The sequence below is a fragment of the Prescottella sp. D32 genome (assembly GCF_037287305.1).
GTDB lineage: Bacteria > Actinomycetota > Actinomycetes > Mycobacteriales > Mycobacteriaceae > Prescottella > Prescottella equi.
The window spans coordinates 1,318,117-1,335,884 of sequence record NZ_JARBSW010000001.1; the positions used below are offsets into that span (position 1 = coordinate 1,318,117).

Sequence of the window (17,768 nt, forward strand, 5' to 3'; positions counted from 1 at the left end):
ATGTCACGTGACCAGGCAATTTGTGTCTCGGGCGAAGGTCTGTGTAATCTTCTGGAGGCTTCAGCGCGCAGAGATGCGCGGGACAGCCACGCCCCCTTAGCTCAGTCGGCAGAGCGTTTCCATGGTAAGGAAAAGGTCGACGGTTCGATTCCGTCAGGGGGCTCGCTGGATTGTGGTGTCGCCGGCTTCGCGCGACACTCGACACCGAGGCGGTGTAGCTCAGTTGGTAGAGCAAACGACTCATAATCGTTGTGTCGCCGGTTCAAGTCCGGCCATCGCTACACAAGACGAATGATCCACCCTGATCTCTCTCTGATCAGATTCACGCGAAAGAAGGCGTCCCCGTGGCCTCCTCGACTGACGTTCGGCCGAAGATCACCTTGGCCTGTGAGGTGTGCAAGCACCGTAACTACATCACCAAGAAGAACCGCCGCAACGACCCCGACCGCCTCGAGCTGAAGAAGTTCTGCCCGAACTGCGGAACCCACCAGTCGCACCGCGAGTCCAAGTAGTTTCTCGGAGTCGGCGCTCGCGCGTTAGGTTCACTGTCAGACTGCCCTAACGAGGTTCGCGTCAACAGGGCAGGCAGGTATTCGCTGTGACAGAGACAGTCGTGAGAGAGGCCGAGGTGATCTCCGACCCCGCCGCGCACGCGGCCTCGATGGTCGGACATCACTACCGCGTCTCCGATTTCTACGAGATCGGCCGGGAGAAGGTTCGCGAGTACGCCCGCGCGGTACTCGACAATCATCCCGCTCATCACGACGAGGAAGCGGCCAAGGGCCTCGGTTACGACGGCCTCATCGCCCCTCCGACCTTCGTCTCGATCGTAGGCATGCTCGCGCAGCGCAAGCTGTTCGAGGAGGTCGTGACCGGTTACGACCTGAGCCAGATCATGCAGACCGATCAGCGCCTCGTGTTCCACAGGCCGCTGAAGGCTGGCGACCGATTGATCTGCGACGTGTACCTGGAGTCGTTCCGCCAGGTCGCGGGCAGTGACATCATCGTCACCAAGAACGTCATCACGGACGTGAACGGCGAACTGGTCCAGACCACCTGGACCACGCTCGTCGCTCGCTCCGGTGGTGAGGTGGACGAGAACATCGCGCACGCGGTCAAGGATGTGATGATGCATGTCGCTCCGTAGGTTCGAGGACGTCGCCGTCGGCGACGAACTGCCCGAGCGCGTCGTCACTCTGACCCGCGGAAATCTCGTCAACTACGCCGGCGTCTCGGGCGATCCCAACCCGATCCACTGGAGTGACCACGTAGCCCGACTCGCCGGCCTGCCGGACGTCGTGGCGCACGGGATGCTCACGATGGGTCTCGGTGGTGGATTCGTCTCGTCCTGGCTCGGCGATCCGGGTGCGGTGACCGAATACAACGTTCGGTTCACCAGTCCGGTGTACGTGGCGGCCGACAAGGCTGCCGAAGTGGAGTTCACCGGCAAGATCAAGTCGGTGGACGCCGAAAGCAAGACCGCAGTAGTCGCGATCGTGGCGCGGTCCGAAGGACGTAAGATCTTCGGACGGGCCACCGCAACGGTCCGTTTGGCCTGAGTGTCGGACGGATTGGGTTTGTTCCGGGGCTTTGAAGTACACTAGAGTTTCTGGGGTTACTCAGGCGCTGCGCGCTGCCTAACGGTGCTGTTGCAACAGCCCACGGGGTGGCGCGCAAGTCATGTAATCCTGGATAGGTCGACCAGTTCGATCGGTCGTCCAAAGGGGCGTAGCTCAATTGGCAGAGCAGCGGTCTCCAAAACCGCAGGTTGCAGGTTCAAGTCCTGTCGCCCCTGCACCCGGACTGGCTACTGAGAGGAACGACGGTGAGCGACGAGCGCAACGACGGCACTCCCGGGTCCACGGACCCAGGCGCCGTCGGCGATTCCGAAGCCGGCGCGAGCTCTCGCCCCGCGGCCGGATCCGATCAGAGCGGATCCCAGGCTCCGGAGGCTGCAGCGTCTGCGGGCGTCGTTCCCTCGGGCAAGCCCAGTGGCAAGCGCTCCGCGCGCCGCAGCTCCACCGAAGATCAGTCCGCAAAGAAGGCTGTCGCCGCCTCCTCCGTGAAGTCTCCGGAGTCGAAGCCCGTCGCGAAGACCTCCAAGGCAGACAAGCCCCGCTCGGAGAACATCTTCAAGCGGATTCGCCGCTTCCTGCGGGAAGTCGTTGCCGAACTGCGCAAGGTCATCTGGCCCAATCGCAAGCAGATGATCACGTACACCAGTGTCGTGCTCGTGTTCGTCGCTTTCATGGTGACCTTCATCAGCCTCCTCGACATAGGGTTCGGCAAGGGCATTTCCTGGTTGTTCGGCTAGCCGGGAACGCATGTCGGCGTTTCCGAACGATGTGATTGACGAGAGGAAGAGTGCCTCCAGTGAGCACCCCCGAGAACGACTCTGACGAGGCTCTGGCCGAGGAGCGTGTTTCGGCCGAGGCGGTAACCGAGGAAGACGTGGCTGCCGACGACGTGGCTGTCGAGGACGACGCCGCGATCGAGCAGGCCGAGGACGGTGCCGTGGAGGAGCAGGCTCCTGAGGTCGCCGAGGAAGAGGTCGATCCCGTAGCCGAGTTCAAGGCTGCGATGCGCCGTGCCCCCGGAGACTGGTACGTCATCCACTCGTATGCCGGTTACGAGAACAAGGTCAAGACGAACCTCGAGACCCGTGTCCAGAACCTGGACGTCGGCGACTACATCTTCCAGGTGGAAGTTCCCACCGAAGAGGTCACCGAGATCAAGAACGGCCAGCGCAAGCAGGTCAATCGCAAGGTTCTGCCGGGCTACATCCTGGTCCGCATGGAGCTCAACGACGAGTCGTGGGGCGCGGTCCGGAACACCCCCGGTGTCACCGGTTTCGTCGGCGCCACCTCGCGCCCGTCGCCGCTGACGCTCAACGAGGTCGTCAAGTTCCTCATGCCGCAGCAGGGCCAGAAGAAGCCGGCCACCGCTGCCGCCGCAGCCGGCGACGTGTCCGTCGCCGCCGCCGCGAAGCCGGTCATCGAGGTCGACTTCGAGGTCGGCGAGTCGGTCACCGTCATGGACGGTCCGTTCGCGACCCTGCCGGCGAGCATCAGCGAGGTCAACGCCGAGCAGCAGAAGCTCAAGGTGCTGGTCTCGATCTTCGGTCGCGAGACCCCGGTCGAACTGTCGTTCAACCAGGTCCAGAAGATCTAGCGGTCCCCGAACCGGGTACCCACACAAACTTGCACGCAGTACGCAAGAAACACACCCAGTAAGAACAAGGAACGAAGATGCCCCCCAAGAAGAAGAAGCTCGCAGGGCTCATCAAGCTCCAGATCCAGGCTGGTCAGGCCAACCCTGCCCCGCCCGTCGGTCCGGCGCTCGGTCAGCACGGCGTCAACATCATGGAGTTCTGCAAGGCTTACAACGCGGCGACTGAGTCCCAGCGCGGCAACGTGATCCCTGTCGAGATCTCGGTCTACGAAGACCGGACCTTCGACTTCAAGCTGAAGACTCCTCCGGCCGCCAAGCTGCTGCTCAAGGCAGCCGGCGTGCAGAAGGGCTCCGGCGAGCCGCACAAGACCAAGGTCGCGACCGTGACCATGGACCAGGTGCGCGAGATCGCGAAGACCAAGCAGGAAGACCTCAACGCGAACGACATCGAGGCCGCGGCGAAGATCATCGCCGGCACCGCGCGCTCGATGGGTATCACGGTCGAGGGCTGATTCTCAGCAAATTCTGCCGCGACGCAGAGTTTTCTCCTCCCTGTGGGAGGGCCGGCCAGGCCCGTCACCACAACTGAACCATTCACCGGGGTAGGCCCTGGTGAGAAGTAAGGACAGAAGAAATGGCAAAGCGCAGCAAGGCGTACCTCGCCGCCGCTGAGAAGATCGACGCGGACAAGCTCTACAGCCCCCTGCAGGCTGCGAAGCTGGCCAAGGAGACGTCGTCGAGCAAGATGGACGCGACCGTCGAGGTCGCCGTTCGTCTGGGCGTCGACCCCCGCAAGGCGGACCAGATGGTTCGCGGCACGGTCAACCTGCCGCACGGCACCGGTAAGACCGCCCGCGTCGTCGTCTTCGCCGTCGGCGAGAAGGCCGCCGAGGCCGAGGCCGCCGGTGCAGACGCAGTGGGCGCCGAGGATCTGATCGAGCGCATCCAGGGCGGCTGGACCGACTTCGACGCCGCGATCGCCACCCCGGACCAGATGGCCAAGGTCGGCCGTATCGCTCGCGTCCTCGGACCGCGTGGCCTGATGCCGAACCCGAAGACCGGCACCGTTACGCCGGACGTCGCGAAGGCTGTGGCCGACATCAAGGGCGGCAAGATCAACTTCCGCGTCGACAAGCAGGCCAACCTGCACTTCGTGATCGGCAAGGCGTCGTTCGACGAGGCCAAGCTGGTCGAGAACTACGGTGCGGCGCTGGACGAGATCCTGCGTGCGAAGCCGTCGTCGGCGAAGGGCCGCTACGTCAAGAAGGTCACGGTTTCGACCACCACCGGACCGGGCATCCCGGTGGACCCGAACCGTACCCGCAACCTCCTCGAGGACGGCGAGTAAGTCGCGATTCCACGCGACCTGATCGACATCGAAGGCCGGTACAGAGTTTCTCTGTGCCGGCCTTCGGCGTTCGAGTCCCACGTTCTTCGCCGACCAACCGGTCGCGGACGTGAGCTGAGTCGCACAACCGGGGGAGGCGATCGATCTGTTTTGCGTCCTGGGCATTCCTCCAGTACTGTCTCCGTTGGAGTTCGGTGCTAGATGCGAATTCCGCCCCGAAACATGTTCTACCAAAGACCGTTGGTCACCGAGATCAGAGATGAGATCGGTTGAAGGTCCGGGATTGCCCGGCGGCCCACGCAGGAGGACGAGGTGGGGGATGATTGTCTGCGCTCGGCCTCGGCCGAATGGATGGATCTCCTCGTGTACGCCCCGTGTGCCCTGCACCGGGGCGTTTTGCATGTCACGGCCCCAAGTGGAACAACGACTGTCACGAGAGGAGGCGAAGTATGGCAAAGCCTGAGAAGGTTTCTGCAGTTGCAGAGATCACCGAGCAGTTCAAGGATTCGACCGCCGCCGTGATCACGGAATACCGTGGTCTGTCGGTCACGAGTCTGACGCAGCTGCGACGCGCTCTCGGAGAGGGTGCCACCTACTCCGTCGCCAAGAACACCCTGGTCAAGCGTGCCGCCGCTGAGGCGGGCGTCGAGGGTCTTGACGACCTGTTCGTCGGACCGACCGCCATTGCATTCATCAAGGGCGAGCCGGTCGACGCTGCGAAGGCCATCAAGGCCTTCGCGAAGGACAACAAGGCACTCGTCATCAAGGGCGGGTACATGGACGGCGCTGCGCTGTCCGTGGATCAGGTCAACCAGATCGCGGACCTCGAGTCCCGCGAGATCCTGTTGGCCAAGCTCGCCGGCGCGATGAAGGGCAACTTGGCAAAGGCCGCCGGCCTGTTCAATGCTCCCGCTTCGCAGGTGGCCCGTCTGGCCGCCGCGCTGCAGGAGAAGAAGGCTGCGGAGGGTGGAGCCGCCGAGGCTCCCGCCGACGCCGCTGCCGAATAGCTGATCCGCACCTGCGCATCACAACCATCACCACCTGTCCGGTCGCGGATCGGCGACACAGGACTTAAGAGGAAGGACGCCACCATGGCGAAGCTCACCACCGAAGAGTTGCTGGACCAGTTCAAGGAGCTCACCCTGCTCGAGCTCTCGGAGTTCGTGAAGGCGTTCGAGGAGACCTTCGAGGTCACCGCTGCCGCTCCGGTCGCCGTCGCTGCTGCGGGCGCTCCGGCTGCCGCTGCCGACGCTGCCGAGGAGCAGGACGAGTTCGACGTCATCCTGGAGTCGGCCGGCGACAAGAAGATCCAGGTCATCAAGGTCGTCCGTGAGGTCGTCTCCGGCCTGGGCCTGAAGGAAGCCAAGGACCTCGTCGAGGGTGCTCCGAAGCCGATCCTGGAGAAGGTCGCCAAGGACGCTGCCGACGCCGCCAAGGAGAAGCTCGAGGCTGCCGGCGCGAAGATCACCGTCAAGTAAGACGCGTATCTCCGCTGCTTCTGTCCGAAGCATCGAGAAAGAGGGCCGTTCCCGTAGGGGGCGGCCCTCTTTCGTCACCGGAAAACTCGTCGGGCGGATCTTGATGACAGGGTTGTGATCCTTACTTACTCGTGAGTAGGATTTGGTGTCACGGATAACACTTCGATGCGATAGAGTGACGCAACCCACAGTGGATCGCGCGGTGGGGGGACGTTCCTTACGCAGGAGGTAATGGTGGGAGTCGAGGTAGCAGTCGAAGGGCTCACAAAGTCTTTCGGCTCTCAGAAGATCTGGCAGGACGTGTCGCTGACGCTGCCGGCCGGAGAGGTGAGCGCACTGCTCGGGCCGTCGGGCACGGGTAAGTCGGTCTTCCTCAAGTCGCTGATCGGTCTGCTGCGCCCGGAAGAGGGCTCGATCGTCATCGACGGCACCGACATCCTCCAATGCTCGTCCCGCGAGCTGTACGAGATCCGCAAGCTGTTCGGCGTCCTCTTCCAGGACGGCGCGCTGTTCGGGTCCATGAACCTGTACGACAACGTGGCCTTCCCGCTGCGTGAGCACACCAAGAAGTCCGAGTCCGAGATCCGCAAGATCGTGATGGAGAAGCTCGAGCTCAACGGCCTCGTCGGGGCCGAGGGCAAGCTTCCCGGTGAGATCTCGGGCGGTATGCGCAAGCGTGCCGGGCTCGCTCGCGCGCTGGTCCTCGACCCCCAGATCATCCTCGTCGACGAGCCCGACTCGGGCCTCGACCCCGTTCGCACCACGTACCTCAGCCAGTTGCTGATCGACATCAATGCGCAGATCGACGCCACGATCCTGATCGTGACGCACAACATCAACCTCGCGCGCACGGTGCCCGACAACCTGGGCATGCTGTTCCGCAAGCAGCTCGTCATGTTCGGGCCTCGCGAGGTGCTGCTCACCAGTGACGAGCCGGTGGTCCACCAGTTCCTCAACGGCAGCAAGATCGGCCCGATCGGCATGTCCGAGGAGAAGGACGAGGCGCAGATGGCGCACGAGCAGGCCCTCGTCGACGCCGGTCATCACCATGGCGGCACCGACGACGTCTACGGTGTGGTCCCGCAGATGCAGGCAACGCCCGGGCTCCCCGTGCGCCAGGCTGTCGCCCGCCGTCAGGCCCGCGTCCGCGAGATCCTCCATACCCTGCCGATCGAGGCCCAGCAGGGCATCCTTGCAAGCATGAACGACGACGCTGCCACGCAGGTGATCCCGGCATACGACGAGGGCGGCTTCGAGCAGACCACGTTCGAGCGCGGGTAGGGGACCTGCGTATGGGGGGCACGAGAGCGTCGCTGATGAAGCCTGTCAACGGAGCGCTGACGCAGGCCGGCAACATCGTCCAACTGTTCGTCGACGTGGTTCGGAACACGTTCAAGCGGCCGTTCCAGTTCAAGGAATTCATCGAACAGGCATGGTTCATCGCGAGCGTGACGATCCTGCCGACCGCGCTCGTCGCGATTCCGTTCGGTGCGGTCGTGTCGCTGCAGACCGGTTCGCTGATCAAGCAGTTGGGTGCGGAGTCGTTCACGGGCGCCGCCAGCGTGCTCGCCGTGATCCAGCAGGGCAGTCCGATCGTGACGGCCTTGCTGATCGCGGGTGCCGCGGGGTCCGCCGTCACCGCCGATCTCGGTTCGCGGACCATCCGCGAGGAGATCGATGCCATGGAAGTGCTCGGCATCAATCCGGTGCAGCGGCTCGTCGTCCCCCGGGTGCTCGCGATGGTGCTGGTCGCGGTGCTCCTCAACGGGCTCGTGTCCGTCGTCGGCATCGCCGGTGGCTACTTCTTCAACGTCATCCTCCAAGGCGGCACCCCCGGCGCCTACCTGGCGTCGTTCTCCGCGCTGGCCCAGCTGCCCGACCTTTACATCGCGGAGGTCAAGGCCGCGATCTTCGGCGTCATCGCGGGTGTGATCGCGGCGTACAAGGGGCTGACGCCCAAGGGCGGCCCGAAGGGCGTCGGCGAGGCCGTGAACCAGGCAGTCGTGATCACGTTCCTGGTGCTGTTCTTCGCCAACCTGATCCTGACCATGGTGTATCTCCAGATCGTTCCGGCGAAGGGGGCATGACCCGATGACGATCGCGAGGGGGCGGGGCGACTATGCCCTGATGCGTGCGCGGCGCTGGGCCCGTAAACCGCTCGACGTGCTCGACAACGCGGGCGAGCAGATGTCGTTCTATTCGCGCGCCATCGCCTGGACGCCCCGTACGCTGCGGCGGTACCGCAAGGAGATGCTGCGCCTGCTCGCCGAGGTCACATTCGGCAGCGGCGCCCTCGCGGTCATCGGCGGCACCATCGGCGTCATCGTCATGATGTCCGGTTTCACGGGTGTCGTCGTCGGCCTCCAGGGCTTCGCGGCCCTCGACCAGTTGGGCAGCTCCGTCCTCACCGGCTTCCTGTCGGCGTACGTCAACACCCGCGAGATCGCCCCGATCGTCGCGGCGCTGGCGCTCTCCGCCACGGTGGGTTGTGGCTTCACCGCCCAGCTCGGCGCGATGCGGATCTCCGAGGAGATCGACGCTCTCGAGGTGATGGCCGTTCCCAGCGTGCCCTTCCTGGTCACCACGCGCATGATCGCGGGGTTCGTGGCGGTGATTCCGCTCTACATCGTCGGTCTGCTCGCCGCGTATCTCGCCTCCCGAGTGGTGTCGACGGTCTTCAACGGACAGTCGTCGGGCTCGTACGACCACTACTTCAACCTGTTCCTGCCGCCCGAGGACGTGCTGTGGTCCTTCGGCAAGGTTCTGGTCTTCGCGTTCGTACTGATCCTCATCCACTGCTACTACGGCTTCCACGCCCGCGGCGGCCCGGCCGGCGTCGGCGTCGCCGTCGGCCACGCTGTCCGTACGGCCATCGTCACCATCGCCGTGCTCGACTTCTTCCTGAGCCTGGCGATCTGGGGGACCACGACGACCGTGCGGGTGGCCGGATGATCGAGTCGCCGTCGAAGCTGCGCCGCCGGGTCCTGGGAGTTGCCTTCTTCCTGGTCCTGGCTCTGTTCCTGGGCGGAACCATCGCGAGCTACAACAAGACGTTCAAGCATGTGGTCAAGGTCGACCTGGTCACCGACACGGTCGGCAACGCCCTGCCCCGCAACGCCGACGTCAAGGTGCGGGGGCTGATCGTCGGGGAGGTGCGCGAGGCGTCGACCTCGAACGGCAAGGTCACCTCGGTCATGGCGATCGACCCCGACAAGGCCGACCTGATCCCGTCGAACACCACTGCCCGGCTGCTGCCGAAGACGCTGTTCGGCGAGCGGTACGTGGATCTGGTGATTCCGGCCGATCCCAGCCCCAACCCGATCGAGGCCGGCGGCACCATCTACCAGGACAAGAGCGGCAACGCGGTGGAGCTCGGCAAGATGCTCGACGGGCTGCTGCCGCTGCTGCAGGCGATTCCGCCCGAGAGCCTGGCCTCGACGCTCGGCGCGCTGTCGCAGGCGCTCGACGGCCGCGGCGAACAGCTCGGCGTGACGCTGGACCAGCTCGACACGATCTTCGCGGGTGTCAACACCCGAATGCCGGACCTGCAGGCGGGCCTGCAGAGCTTCGCGACGTTCACGCAGACCTATTCGGACGCGGCGCCGCAGCTCGTCGACGCCCTCGACAACCTGCGCACCACCAACGCGACGATCGTGCAGGAGCGCCCGTCGATCGACGCGCTCATCTCGTCGGTGACGTCGACGGGGTCGAGCACCGCCGATCTGTTGACGACGAATCGTGATGCGCTGATCTTCATTGCCGCCGACTCGCGGGAGGCACTCGAGATCCTCGCTCGCTTCTCCGGAACGTTCGGCTGCACCTTCGCGAACTTCGCCGACGTGATGGCGCGGACCGGTGCGATCACCGGCGAGAACTCCCCGAATCCGGGCGCCCGGGCCACGATCGAACTGGTCAACCCGCGCGGCCGGTACCTACCCAACCAGGACGAGCCCCGCCTGATCGACACCCGCGGACCGCGCTGCTACGAGCCGCCACCGTTGGGGACCGACATCGGTCAGTACCCGGGCGGATCGATTCACGACGGGTCGTACCAGGTGCCGACTCGCAACCCGGGTGACCAGAACATCCCCGAGGTGGCGGCTCCGCAGTACGCGGTGACGCCGGCGTCCACTGCGACGCTCGCCGGTTCGCCGCTCGAGCGCGAGACCCTCGCCGTGGTGTACGGCCAGGCGACGGGGATGGCGCCCGAGGACGTGCCCGCGTGGACGACGACGATCGGCGCACCCGCGCTCCGTGGAAAAGAGGTGAGCGTCAAGTGAAGCGACAGCTGCGAGGGGTGGCTGCACCGCTCACCAAACTGGTGATCTTCGCGCTCGTGACGATCCTCGCGACGGGGGCGTTGGCGCTGACGATCGCGAACTCGGGGTCCCGGGGAGGCACCGAGTTCAGCGCCCGGTTCACGGACGTGACGTCTCTCAACAAGGGCGACGAGGTGCGGATCGCGGGTGTTCGCGTCGGTCAGGTCACCAAGATCGAGATAGTCGACGACCGTGAAGCGCAGGTCACGTTCGCACTCACCGACCGCGACTGGCTGCCCGCGAGCACGACCGCGACCATCCGCTTCCGCAATCTGGTGGGTCAGCGCTACATCGCGCTCGAACAGGGGACCGGTCAGCAGGGCTTCAAGATGAGCGCGGGGGAGACCATTCCGCTCGACCGCACCAAGCCCGCGGTCAACCTCACGACGCTGTTCAACGGGTTCCGGCCGCTGTTCCAGACCCTCAGCGCCGACGACGTGAACAAGCTGTCCTATCAGATCATCCAGGTGTTCCAGGGGGAGGGCGGCACCATCGAGGAGCTCGTGGCGAACACGGCGTCGCTGACGAACACGATCGCCGACAAGGACAAGGTCATCGGTGACCTGGTCACCAATCTCAACCGGGTCCTCGAAACGGTGAACAAGCGGGACGAGCAGGTGGACCAGCTGATCGTGAACACCGAACGTCTCGTGAGCGGGCTGTCCGCCGATCGCGGTGTGATCGGCCAGTCGGTGCAGTCCCTGTCCGAACTGACGAGCGCCACCGCGGATCTGCTGGTGCCGACCAGGCCGTCGATCCAGGGGTCGATCGCGGGCCTCAACACGTTGGCCGGACACGTCAACGAGCGGTCCGGGGAGGTGAACCAGGTGCTCGCGAACCTGCCGGTGAAGATGGAGAAGCTCGGTCGCGCCGGCAGCTACGGGTCGTGGTTCCAGTTCTACCTGTGCGGCATCGACGTCGTCGCCGGTCCCGGTACGGCGCCCCAACTCAACCTTCCGAGCGATCTGCCCACGATCAACCAGCCGATCTACACCAACGCGGCGCCGCGTTGCTGGGCGGACGGTGAGCCCCGATGACCAAGAAGCGCAATCCGGCCGTCACCGGTGCCCTGGGCATCGTCGTGGTCCTCCTCGCGACGATGTCGGCGTTCTTCCTCGACAGCCTGCCCATCGTCGGCGCGGGTAACCGGTACACCGCCGAGTTCACGGAGGCGGCCGGCCTCAAGCCCGGCAACGAGGTGCGGGTCGCCGGAGTCAAGGTCGGCAAGGTGTCGGACGTCGCACTCGACGGCGACCGGGTCCGGGTGACGTTCCAGACCAAGGACGCCTGGATCGGCGACCAGACGACCGCATCGATCCAGATCAAGACCATCCTCGGTCAGAAGTACCTGGCGCTGGACCCGCGGGGCACCGAAGTCCTCGACCCGGGTACCAGCATCCCGCTCGAGCGCACCACGTCTCCGTACGACGTCATCGACGCCTTCAGTGATGCCGCCACGACCCTCGAGGACATCGACACCACCCAGTTGGCGTCCAGCTTCGAGGTGTTGTCGCAGTCGTTCGCCGGCACCCCGGACGAGATCCGTGGTTCGCTCGACGGCGTCGCCCGGCTGTCCGAGACGGTGGCCAAGCGTGATCAGGAACTGAAGAAGCTGTTCGACGCGACCAAGCAGACGTCGCAGATCCTCGCCGACCGCAACGACCAGTTCCAGAAGATCCTGGCGAACGGTGGCCTCCTGCTGGAGGAGCTCAACACGAGGCAGCAGGCGATCGGGCAGTTGCTCACCAGTACCCAGACCCTCTCGCGCGAGCTGACCGGACTGGTCGCCGACAACGAAGCGCAGATCACGCCCGCGCTCACGCAGTTGCAGGGTGTCATCGACATCCTCAACGCCAACCAGCAGAACGTGAGCAAGGCGCTCGAGTTGGCCGCGCCGTTCTACCGGATCTACGCCAACGTGCTCGGCAACGGCCGGTGGTTCGACTCGGTCGTCACCAACCTGACCCCGCCCGGCCTGCCGGAGATCCCCGGGTACCGCGAGCCGCTGCGCACCATGGAGGGGAACTGACATGAGTGAGGAGCGGGCAGCAACCCGCACGTGGATCCCGGTGGCGCTGGTCGCCGCGGTCGTGGTCGTCGCCGTGGGCGTCCTGTGGTGGCTCTTCCAGAACGTCGGCGCCACGAAGATCACTGCGTACTTCGACAAGTCCGTCGGCATCTACGAGGGCTCCGACGTACGTGTGCTCGGCGTCAAGGTCGGCACGGTGGACTCGGTGGAGCCGCAGGGCGATCAGGTCCAGGTCACGATGACCGTCGACCGGGGCGTCGACATCCCGGCCGACGCCAAGGCCGCCCAGGTGACGCCGTCGGTGGTGTCCGACCGGTACATCCAGCTCACCCCCGTCTACACGGGCGGCGAGAAGATGGCGAACGACGCGACGATCCCGCGCGAGCGCACGGCGACGCCCGTCGAGGTCGACCAGTTGTACGCGAGCGTGACCGAACTGTCCGAGGCGCTGGGCCCGAACGGCGCCAACAAGGACGGCGCGCTGTCCAACCTGGTCGACACCGCAGCCGCCAATCTGGACGGTAACGGCGACGCGCTCGGCAACACGTTCACCCAGCTGTCGGCGGCGGCCCGGACGCTGTCGGACTCGCGGGCCGACATCTTCGACACCGTCAAGAACCTGCAGGTGTTCGTCAGCGCCCTTGCCGCGAACGACGCACAGGTGCGCCAGTTCAACACCCAGCTCGCGGACTTCAGCGGCTACCTGGCGGGGGAGAAGGAGAACCTCGGTCTCGCGCTGAACCAGCTCTCGCTGGCGTTGGGGGACGTGGCGCGGTTCGTGGAGGACAACCGGGAACTGCTGCAGGGCAACATCGAGGGTCTGACGACGGTCACCCAGACGGTCGCCGACCAGCGAGATTCTCTGGCCGAGGCGTTGGTGACGCTGCCACTGGCGATCAGCAACCTGGTCAACACCCACGACGCCGAGTCGGGGACGCTGCAGATGCGCGTCGACCTGCCCGATCTACAGGATCCGTTCGGTCTCGGCTGCAAGCTCATCGACATCGCCAAGCTCAAGCCGGGGGATCCCGAGTTCGAGGCGTTGGGTCGGCAGATGAAGCCGCTGATCGACAACTGCAAGGTCGTCACCGACCAATTGACCGCCGGCGTGAAGACGCCGACGCTCAACCTGCCCCTCGGCATCCTGAGCGGCGACAACCTGCAGCGCGGTGCGGTTCCGGGGACGGTTCCCGGAACCCCGTCCCCGCGCCTCGGCGGCGAAACGCAACTGCAGGGGGGCACGCCGTGAAGCATCTTCGGAGGACGGCCGCAGCCGCGGCCGGCGCATGCGTCGTCGCGTTGACCGTCGGCGCGTGCGGCTCGGACGGCATCTACTCGATCCCGCTGCCCGGCGGCGCCGACATCGGCAGCGATCCGATGCACGTGAAGATCGAGTTCGACGACGTACTGGACCTGGTGCCGCAGTCGACGGTCAAGGTCGACGGTGTCCCCGTCGGGCGCGTCGAGAACATCTCGGTGGCCGACGACGGCTGGACCGCGCAGGTCGAGACGCTGGTCAACAGTTCGGTGGATCTGCCGGCGAACGCGGTCGCCGAAGTCCAGCAGTCGAACCTGCTCGGCGAGAAGTTCATCGCCATCTCGGCGCCGCCGCAGGACGCGTCCACCGCCCGGTTGGCCAGCGGGGACACGATCCCGGTGGACCGTACCCGGCACGCCACCGACATCGAACAGGTCCTCGGCGCCCTGTCGCTGCTGCTCAACGGTGGCGGTGTCGCCCAGTTGCAGCCCATCGTCTCCGAACTGGAGAAGGCACTCGACGGTCGCGAGACCAAGGTCCGCGGACTGCTGGAGCAGGCGAACACACTCATCGCGGGTCTCGAGGAGCAGCGCGACTCGATCACGCGAGCTCTCGACGGCCTCGACACGCTGAGCGGCCGGGTGGCGGACCAGACGGTGAAGCTCGAGAAGATCCTCGACGAGCTGCCCGAGGGCGTGGAGATTCTGTCCGAGCAGCGCCCGCAGCTGGTGCAGATGCTGGGCCAGGTCGATCGGCTCGGGCAGGTCGGGACCGACGTGATCAACCGTTCCAAGGACGATCTGATCGCCGACCTGCGGGCCCTGCGCCCGACGCTGCAGGAGCTCGGTGCCGCGACACCCGACATCATCACGTCGGCACCGTTGGTCCCGACGTTCCCGTTCCCGGACTCGATCATCCCGTCCATCCACGGCGGTCAGGCCAACGTGTTCCTGTCCATCGATCTCCAGATCGGCGACACCCTGTCGAATCTGGGCGTCGGTAAGCCGGACCCTGTGTACTACCCGCCGAAGTACGGTCCCCCGGTTCCGGTGAACCCGGACAATCCCTACTACAACGGGAACGGGGCGCGGCCGGGCTGGCCGACGGTGTCGATCCTGCCGTTGCCGCCGATCGTCCCGAACCCGGTGCCGGAGCCGGGCACCGCGCCGGTGTCGGCGCCCGCGGCGGTCAACCCGTTCGACGCTTTCCTGAAGCAGTTGGGGGTGGGTGAGTGATGGTCTCGCGTCTGGCCAAGTGGCAGCTCGTGGCGTTCGTGGTCGTGGCCGTCCTCGGCATCGGTTACGTCGGTGCCAAGTACGTCCGCCTCGACACTTTGTTGGGGTTCGGGGAGTACCAGGTGGATGCCAGGTTCGCGAACTCCGGCGGGATCTTCACCAACGCCGAGGTGACGTATCGGGGTGTGCCGGTCGGTCGGGTCGGTGACCTGACCCTGACCCAGGACGGCGTATCGGTGGCGCTGATGATCGACGACAGCGCACCGCAGATCCCGGCGTCGGCGAAGGCTGTCGTCGCCAATCGGTCGGCGATCGGTGAGCAGTACGTGGACCTGCAGCCCGACACCGACGAGGGCCCCTTCCTCACCGACGGTTCGGTGATCCTGGAGAAGAACACCGCCACGCCGATCCCGGTGGAGGACCTGATCGGCAGCGTCGACCGGCTCGCCAGATCGGTGCCCACCGACTCGCTCCACACGACGGTCGTCGAACTCGGCAAGGCCCTCACCGGCAAGGGTGGGGACCTGCAGGTTCTCGTCGATTCGCTCGGACGGTTCACCGAGACGGCCGACGAGGCGCTGCCCGAGACCCTCGCGCTCATCAGTGACGGGCGGACGGTGTTCGACACCCAGGCCGACCAGGCCGGCGCGATCCGCACGTTCAGCGACGGACTCGATCAGATCGCGGCGCAGTTGAAGTCCAGCGACCCGGACGTGCGTCGTCTCATCGGTACGGGCAAGGACGCGTCGGACACCGTCGGCAAGCTCGTGGTCGAGAGCGGCGACGCCCTCACGACCGACCTGACGAACCTGTCGACCACGTTGACGAAGGTGTCGCCGACGTTCATCGCGCTGCAGCCGATCTTCCAGTTCCTGCCGGCGCTGTCCGCGGGCGCGTCGGCGGTCGCGCCGGGCGACGGCACGATCCACTTCGGGTTGGTCCTCGAGACCAACAACCCGGTGCCCTGCACTCAGGGCTACGAGGGCACGCAGGAGATCCTCGCGCAGATGAAGGCGGAGAACCCGAACTTCGACGACACTGTGGACAACTTCCCGTTCAACGCGGACGCGCGGTGCACCGTCCCCCAGGGCAACCCGACGGGCGTGCGCAGCGCCGAGCGGATCGTGTACGCCGATCCGGAGACCCCGCAACCGTGGGACAGCACGCCGAAGACGGACCCGGACAAGTTGAACCTCAACCCCATCGCGACGCAGATCTCGACCCTGTTGGGCGTCGTGCCGGTCCGGTAGCGTTCGGCAAGCATTCGTTACCCGAGAGTAAGGTTGCCGTGTGACGGAGACCACCAAGAACAACAACACCATCGTCGCGGCCACGGTTGCGGTCGGTGTGCTCCTCGTCGGCGCGCTCGCGGCGGCGGTGTGGTTCGGCTACGGGTGGGCGCACGCCGCGTTGTCGGAGAAGCCCGCCGCCGAGGCCCGGGAATCGGCACTTGCCGATGCGCGCCAGGCCGCGATCAACCTCAATTCGTTCGACGCCGCGAATCTCGACAAGTCGTTCTCCGACATCGAGTCGTCCATCACCGGCGCGCTGGTCGACGACCTGAACGCCACCCGCGACCAGTTGGCGCAGCAGACCCAGCAGACCGGGGCGCGCAGTCAATCGGAGGTGTTGGGGGCGTCGTTGACCTCGCTCAACACCGACGACGGCACGGCCGACGCGATCGTCGTTCTGGCAACCGACACGTCCTGGCCCAACGAGACGTCGCGCAAGGTGCGGGTGACGATGCGGCTGACGATGGAGGAGGGCGACGACGGAGTGTGGCGGGCGTCGAAGTCCGTCAACCTCGGCAACGCCGCCGTGCTCGAGGAGTCGCCCGCGGCCCCGCCGCAGGATCCTGCGGCTTCCGACCCGGATCAGGGCGTCCCCGCCCCGGAGTCGGACGCCGGCGGCCGGTAGCCGCACCACGTCTCACTGCACATCCCGGGCGGTAGGAATCGCGCCGCCCGACGGAAGGAGTTCTGCGTCATGCCTCCCATTCGCCGCACCACCAAGCCCGCGTCGTCCGGTCGGCGCCCGAAGATCGCCGGTACGGGTGGCGGGCGGCCGGGGAGTGAGGTCCGCGCGGCCGAGGTCGACGGCGACTCGAACCTCGGCGCCCCGGCGGCGGTCGGGGTCGCGGTCGTCGACGATGCTCGGCCGGTGGACTCGGCGCCCCCGGTGGGGGAGGGCCAGACCGGAACCGGCCCGACGCGGGCCGGCGGTCCGAGTCGCCGACTTCTCGCGATCCTCGGAGCGGTGGCGGCAGTACTGGCTGCGTTCGCCGTGGTCGCAGCGTTCGAGCCGGGCGCGGACGTCGCGAACACCGCGTACGTCGACATCGGCGGCACCGCGGAGGTGTCGGACGCGGCGCGCTCCGCACTGAACACGCTCTACACGTACAGCCCGGACACCATCGACGCGTACCCGGAGCAGGCCCGCAAGGTGCTCACCGAGAACATGCGCGGCGAGTTCGACAAGACGATCGATCCCACCGTGGCCGCGGTGAAGCAGGGCGGCACGGCCACGACCGTGCAGGTGACCGACGTCGGCGTGAAGGTGCTCGACGGTGACCGGGCCGAACTGATCACGAACGTGACAGTGAGCGCGGAATCGAACGGGGTAGCGCAGGACAGCGCGTCGGGCCCGTTGATCGTTCGGATGGAAAAAGTGGGCGGCGTGTGGCTATTGTCTGATATCGCGGATCAATAGTCCGGCGTCCCACAGATTCGGTCAGCGCCTCCTGTGGCCGGCGATTCGCTTGCACTGCCCCTCGGACGGTCCGTGATCGAATCGCCGGGGCCCAGGCTTGACGCGGCGATGATCTCGCGTCACTCTATCCGTGAACATTCACGCGTCTCACACGCGCGCAGCACCCCGACGGGTGTCCTTTCTGCTGCCCGGCTCGACATCTACTGAGTTTGGGTGTACTT

At 65.9% G+C, this 17,768-nt stretch carries 20 protein-coding genes and 3 tRNA genes; all 23 read left to right on the forward strand.

All coding sequences use genetic code 11. The annotated features are described in order from the left end of the window. The first annotated feature begins 90 nt into the window (after positions 1-90). The 23 genes from PSS76_RS06120 to PSS76_RS06230 all read left to right on the forward strand — a co-directional run bounded on the left by PSS76_RS06120 (position 91) and on the right by PSS76_RS06230 (position 17,547). Positions 91-163, forward strand: a tRNA-Thr gene (locus PSS76_RS06120). 45 nt (positions 164-208) lie between these two features. Further along, positions 209-281, forward strand: a tRNA-Met gene (locus PSS76_RS06125). Positions 282-344: 63 nt separating this feature from the next. Further along, positions 345-512: a 50S ribosomal protein L33 gene (gene rpmG / locus PSS76_RS06130; RefSeq protein ID WP_003941903.1), complete on the forward strand. Its 168-nt coding sequence runs from the start codon at positions 345-347 to the stop codon at positions 510-512. 149 nt (positions 513-661) lie between these two features. Beyond that, positions 662-1,147, forward strand: a complete 486-nt coding sequence (gene hadA / locus PSS76_RS06135; RefSeq protein WP_174525753.1) for a (3R)-hydroxyacyl-ACP dehydratase subunit HadA — start codon at positions 662-664, stop codon at positions 1,145-1,147. Beyond that, complete coding sequence (gene hadB, locus PSS76_RS06140; RefSeq protein WP_005518222.1) at positions 1,134-1,559, forward strand: (3R)-hydroxyacyl-ACP dehydratase subunit HadB; 426 nt, start codon at positions 1,134-1,136, stop codon at positions 1,557-1,559. Before hadA ends, hadB begins: the two co-directional genes overlap by 14 nt. Positions 1,560-1,722: 163 nt before the next feature. Further along, positions 1,723-1,795: transfer RNA gene (locus tag PSS76_RS06145), tRNA-Trp, on the forward strand. A gap of 30 nt (positions 1,796-1,825) precedes the next feature. Continuing rightward, complete coding sequence (gene secE / locus PSS76_RS06150; protein WP_064058360.1) at positions 1,826-2,314, forward strand: preprotein translocase subunit SecE; 489 nt, start codon at positions 1,826-1,828, stop codon at positions 2,312-2,314. A gap of 59 nt (positions 2,315-2,373) precedes the next feature. After that, positions 2,374-3,171 (forward strand): transcription termination/antitermination protein NusG, encoded by a 798-nt coding sequence (nusG, locus tag PSS76_RS06155; protein ID WP_013416950.1) that lies wholly within the window; start codon positions 2,374-2,376, stop codon positions 3,169-3,171. Between the two features lie 77 nt (positions 3,172-3,248). Continuing rightward, entirely contained in the window at positions 3,249-3,683 is a 435-nt protein-coding gene (gene rplK, locus PSS76_RS06160; protein ID WP_005518227.1) for a 50S ribosomal protein L11, read from the forward strand. A 122-nt stretch (positions 3,684-3,805) separates the two neighbouring features. Then, positions 3,806-4,519 carry a 50S ribosomal protein L1 gene (rplA, locus tag PSS76_RS06165; protein ID WP_005518228.1) on the forward strand — a complete coding sequence of 238 codons (714 nt, stop codon included), beginning with the start codon at positions 3,806-3,808 and terminating at the stop codon, positions 4,517-4,519. Between the two features lie 449 nt (positions 4,520-4,968). Continuing rightward, on the forward strand, positions 4,969-5,526 hold the full coding sequence (rplJ, locus tag PSS76_RS06170) for a 50S ribosomal protein L10 (RefSeq protein ID WP_005518230.1): 558 nt from the start codon (positions 4,969-4,971) through the stop codon (positions 5,524-5,526). An 84-nt stretch (positions 5,527-5,610) separates the two neighbouring features. After that, positions 5,611-5,997, forward strand: a complete 387-nt coding sequence (gene rplL, locus PSS76_RS06175) for a 50S ribosomal protein L7/L12 (protein ID WP_005518232.1) — start codon at positions 5,611-5,613, stop codon at positions 5,995-5,997. 231 nt (positions 5,998-6,228) lie between these two features. Then, positions 6,229-7,278 (forward strand): ABC transporter ATP-binding protein, encoded by a 1,050-nt coding sequence (locus PSS76_RS06180; protein WP_005518233.1) that lies wholly within the window; start codon positions 6,229-6,231, stop codon positions 7,276-7,278. Between the two features lie 11 nt (positions 7,279-7,289). Then, on the forward strand, positions 7,290-8,084 hold the full coding sequence (locus PSS76_RS06185; RefSeq protein WP_005518234.1) for an MlaE family ABC transporter permease: 795 nt from the start codon (positions 7,290-7,292) through the stop codon (positions 8,082-8,084). A gap of 4 nt (positions 8,085-8,088) precedes the next feature. Next, positions 8,089-8,949 carry an MlaE family ABC transporter permease gene (locus PSS76_RS06190; protein ID WP_005518236.1) on the forward strand — a complete coding sequence of 287 codons (861 nt, stop codon included), beginning with the start codon at positions 8,089-8,091 and terminating at the stop codon, positions 8,947-8,949. Continuing rightward, a complete protein-coding gene (locus PSS76_RS06195; protein ID WP_064058359.1) occupies positions 8,946-10,277 on the forward strand; it encodes an MCE family protein in 1,332 nt (443 codons plus the stop codon). Before PSS76_RS06190 ends, PSS76_RS06195 begins: the two co-directional genes overlap by 4 nt. 8 nt (positions 10,278-10,285) lie before the next feature. Next, positions 10,286-11,353, forward strand: a complete 1,068-nt coding sequence (locus tag PSS76_RS06200) for an MCE family protein (protein ID WP_037086055.1) — start codon at positions 10,286-10,288, stop codon at positions 11,351-11,353. Continuing rightward, positions 11,350-12,345 (forward strand): MCE family protein, encoded by a 996-nt coding sequence (locus PSS76_RS06205; RefSeq protein WP_005518239.1) that lies wholly within the window; start codon positions 11,350-11,352, stop codon positions 12,343-12,345. Before PSS76_RS06200 ends, PSS76_RS06205 begins: the two co-directional genes overlap by 4 nt. Before the next feature lies 1 nt (position 12,346). Then, on the forward strand, positions 12,347-13,594 hold the full coding sequence (locus PSS76_RS06210; protein WP_084968908.1) for an MCE family protein: 1,248 nt from the start codon (positions 12,347-12,349) through the stop codon (positions 13,592-13,594). Then, positions 13,591-14,838, forward strand: coding sequence for an MCE family protein (locus PSS76_RS06215; protein ID WP_005518241.1), 1,248 nt, complete (start codon positions 13,591-13,593; stop codon positions 14,836-14,838). Before PSS76_RS06210 ends, PSS76_RS06215 begins: the two co-directional genes overlap by 4 nt. Then, a complete protein-coding gene (locus tag PSS76_RS06220) occupies positions 14,838-16,088 on the forward strand; it encodes an MCE family protein (RefSeq protein ID WP_064077210.1) in 1,251 nt (416 codons plus the stop codon). The genes PSS76_RS06215 and PSS76_RS06220 overlap by 1 nt, the downstream gene beginning before the upstream one ends. A gap of 40 nt (positions 16,089-16,128) precedes the next feature. After that, positions 16,129-16,755 (forward strand): hypothetical protein, encoded by a 627-nt coding sequence (locus PSS76_RS06225; RefSeq protein WP_013416945.1) that lies wholly within the window; start codon positions 16,129-16,131, stop codon positions 16,753-16,755. A 69-nt stretch (positions 16,756-16,824) separates the two neighbouring features. After that, entirely contained in the window at positions 16,825-17,547 is a 723-nt protein-coding gene (locus PSS76_RS06230) for a mammalian cell entry protein (RefSeq protein ID WP_337456010.1), read from the forward strand. Positions 17,548-17,768 lie beyond the last annotated feature (221 nt).

What these genes read in the sequence shown, in the direction of transcription:
- PSS76_RS06185 (WP_005518234.1), top strand. Translation starts at nt 7,290, where the DNA reads ATGGGGGGCACGAGAGCGTCGCTGATGAAGCCTGTCAACGGAGCGCTG.
- PSS76_RS06205 (WP_005518239.1), top strand. Translation starts at nt 11,350, where the DNA reads ATGACCAAGAAGCGCAATCCGGCCGTCACCGGTGCCCTGGGCATCGTC.
- rplJ (WP_005518230.1), top strand. Translation starts at nt 4,969, where the DNA reads ATGGCAAAGCCTGAGAAGGTTTCTGCAGTTGCAGAGATCACCGAGCAG.
- PSS76_RS06195 (WP_064058359.1), top strand. Translation starts at nt 8,946, where the DNA reads ATGATCGAGTCGCCGTCGAAGCTGCGCCGCCGGGTCCTGGGAGTTGCC.
- rplA (WP_005518228.1), top strand. Translation starts at nt 3,806, where the DNA reads ATGGCAAAGCGCAGCAAGGCGTACCTCGCCGCCGCTGAGAAGATCGAC.
- PSS76_RS06180 (WP_005518233.1), top strand. Translation starts at nt 6,229, where the DNA reads ATGGTGGGAGTCGAGGTAGCAGTCGAAGGGCTCACAAAGTCTTTCGGC.
- PSS76_RS06220 (WP_064077210.1), top strand. Translation starts at nt 14,838, where the DNA reads ATGGTCTCGCGTCTGGCCAAGTGGCAGCTCGTGGCGTTCGTGGTCGTG.
- hadB (WP_005518222.1), top strand. Translation starts at nt 1,134, where the DNA reads ATGTCGCTCCGTAGGTTCGAGGACGTCGCCGTCGGCGACGAACTGCCC.
- rplL (WP_005518232.1), top strand. Translation starts at nt 5,611, where the DNA reads ATGGCGAAGCTCACCACCGAAGAGTTGCTGGACCAGTTCAAGGAGCTC.
- PSS76_RS06210 (WP_084968908.1), top strand. Translation starts at nt 12,347, where the DNA reads ATGAGTGAGGAGCGGGCAGCAACCCGCACGTGGATCCCGGTGGCGCTG.
- PSS76_RS06190 (WP_005518236.1), top strand. Translation starts at nt 8,089, where the DNA reads ATGACGATCGCGAGGGGGCGGGGCGACTATGCCCTGATGCGTGCGCGG.
- rplK (WP_005518227.1), top strand. Translation starts at nt 3,249, where the DNA reads ATGCCCCCCAAGAAGAAGAAGCTCGCAGGGCTCATCAAGCTCCAGATC.
- PSS76_RS06230 (WP_337456010.1), top strand. Translation starts at nt 16,825, where the DNA reads ATGCCTCCCATTCGCCGCACCACCAAGCCCGCGTCGTCCGGTCGGCGC.
- hadA (WP_174525753.1), top strand. Translation starts at nt 662, where the DNA reads ATGGTCGGACATCACTACCGCGTCTCCGATTTCTACGAGATCGGCCGG.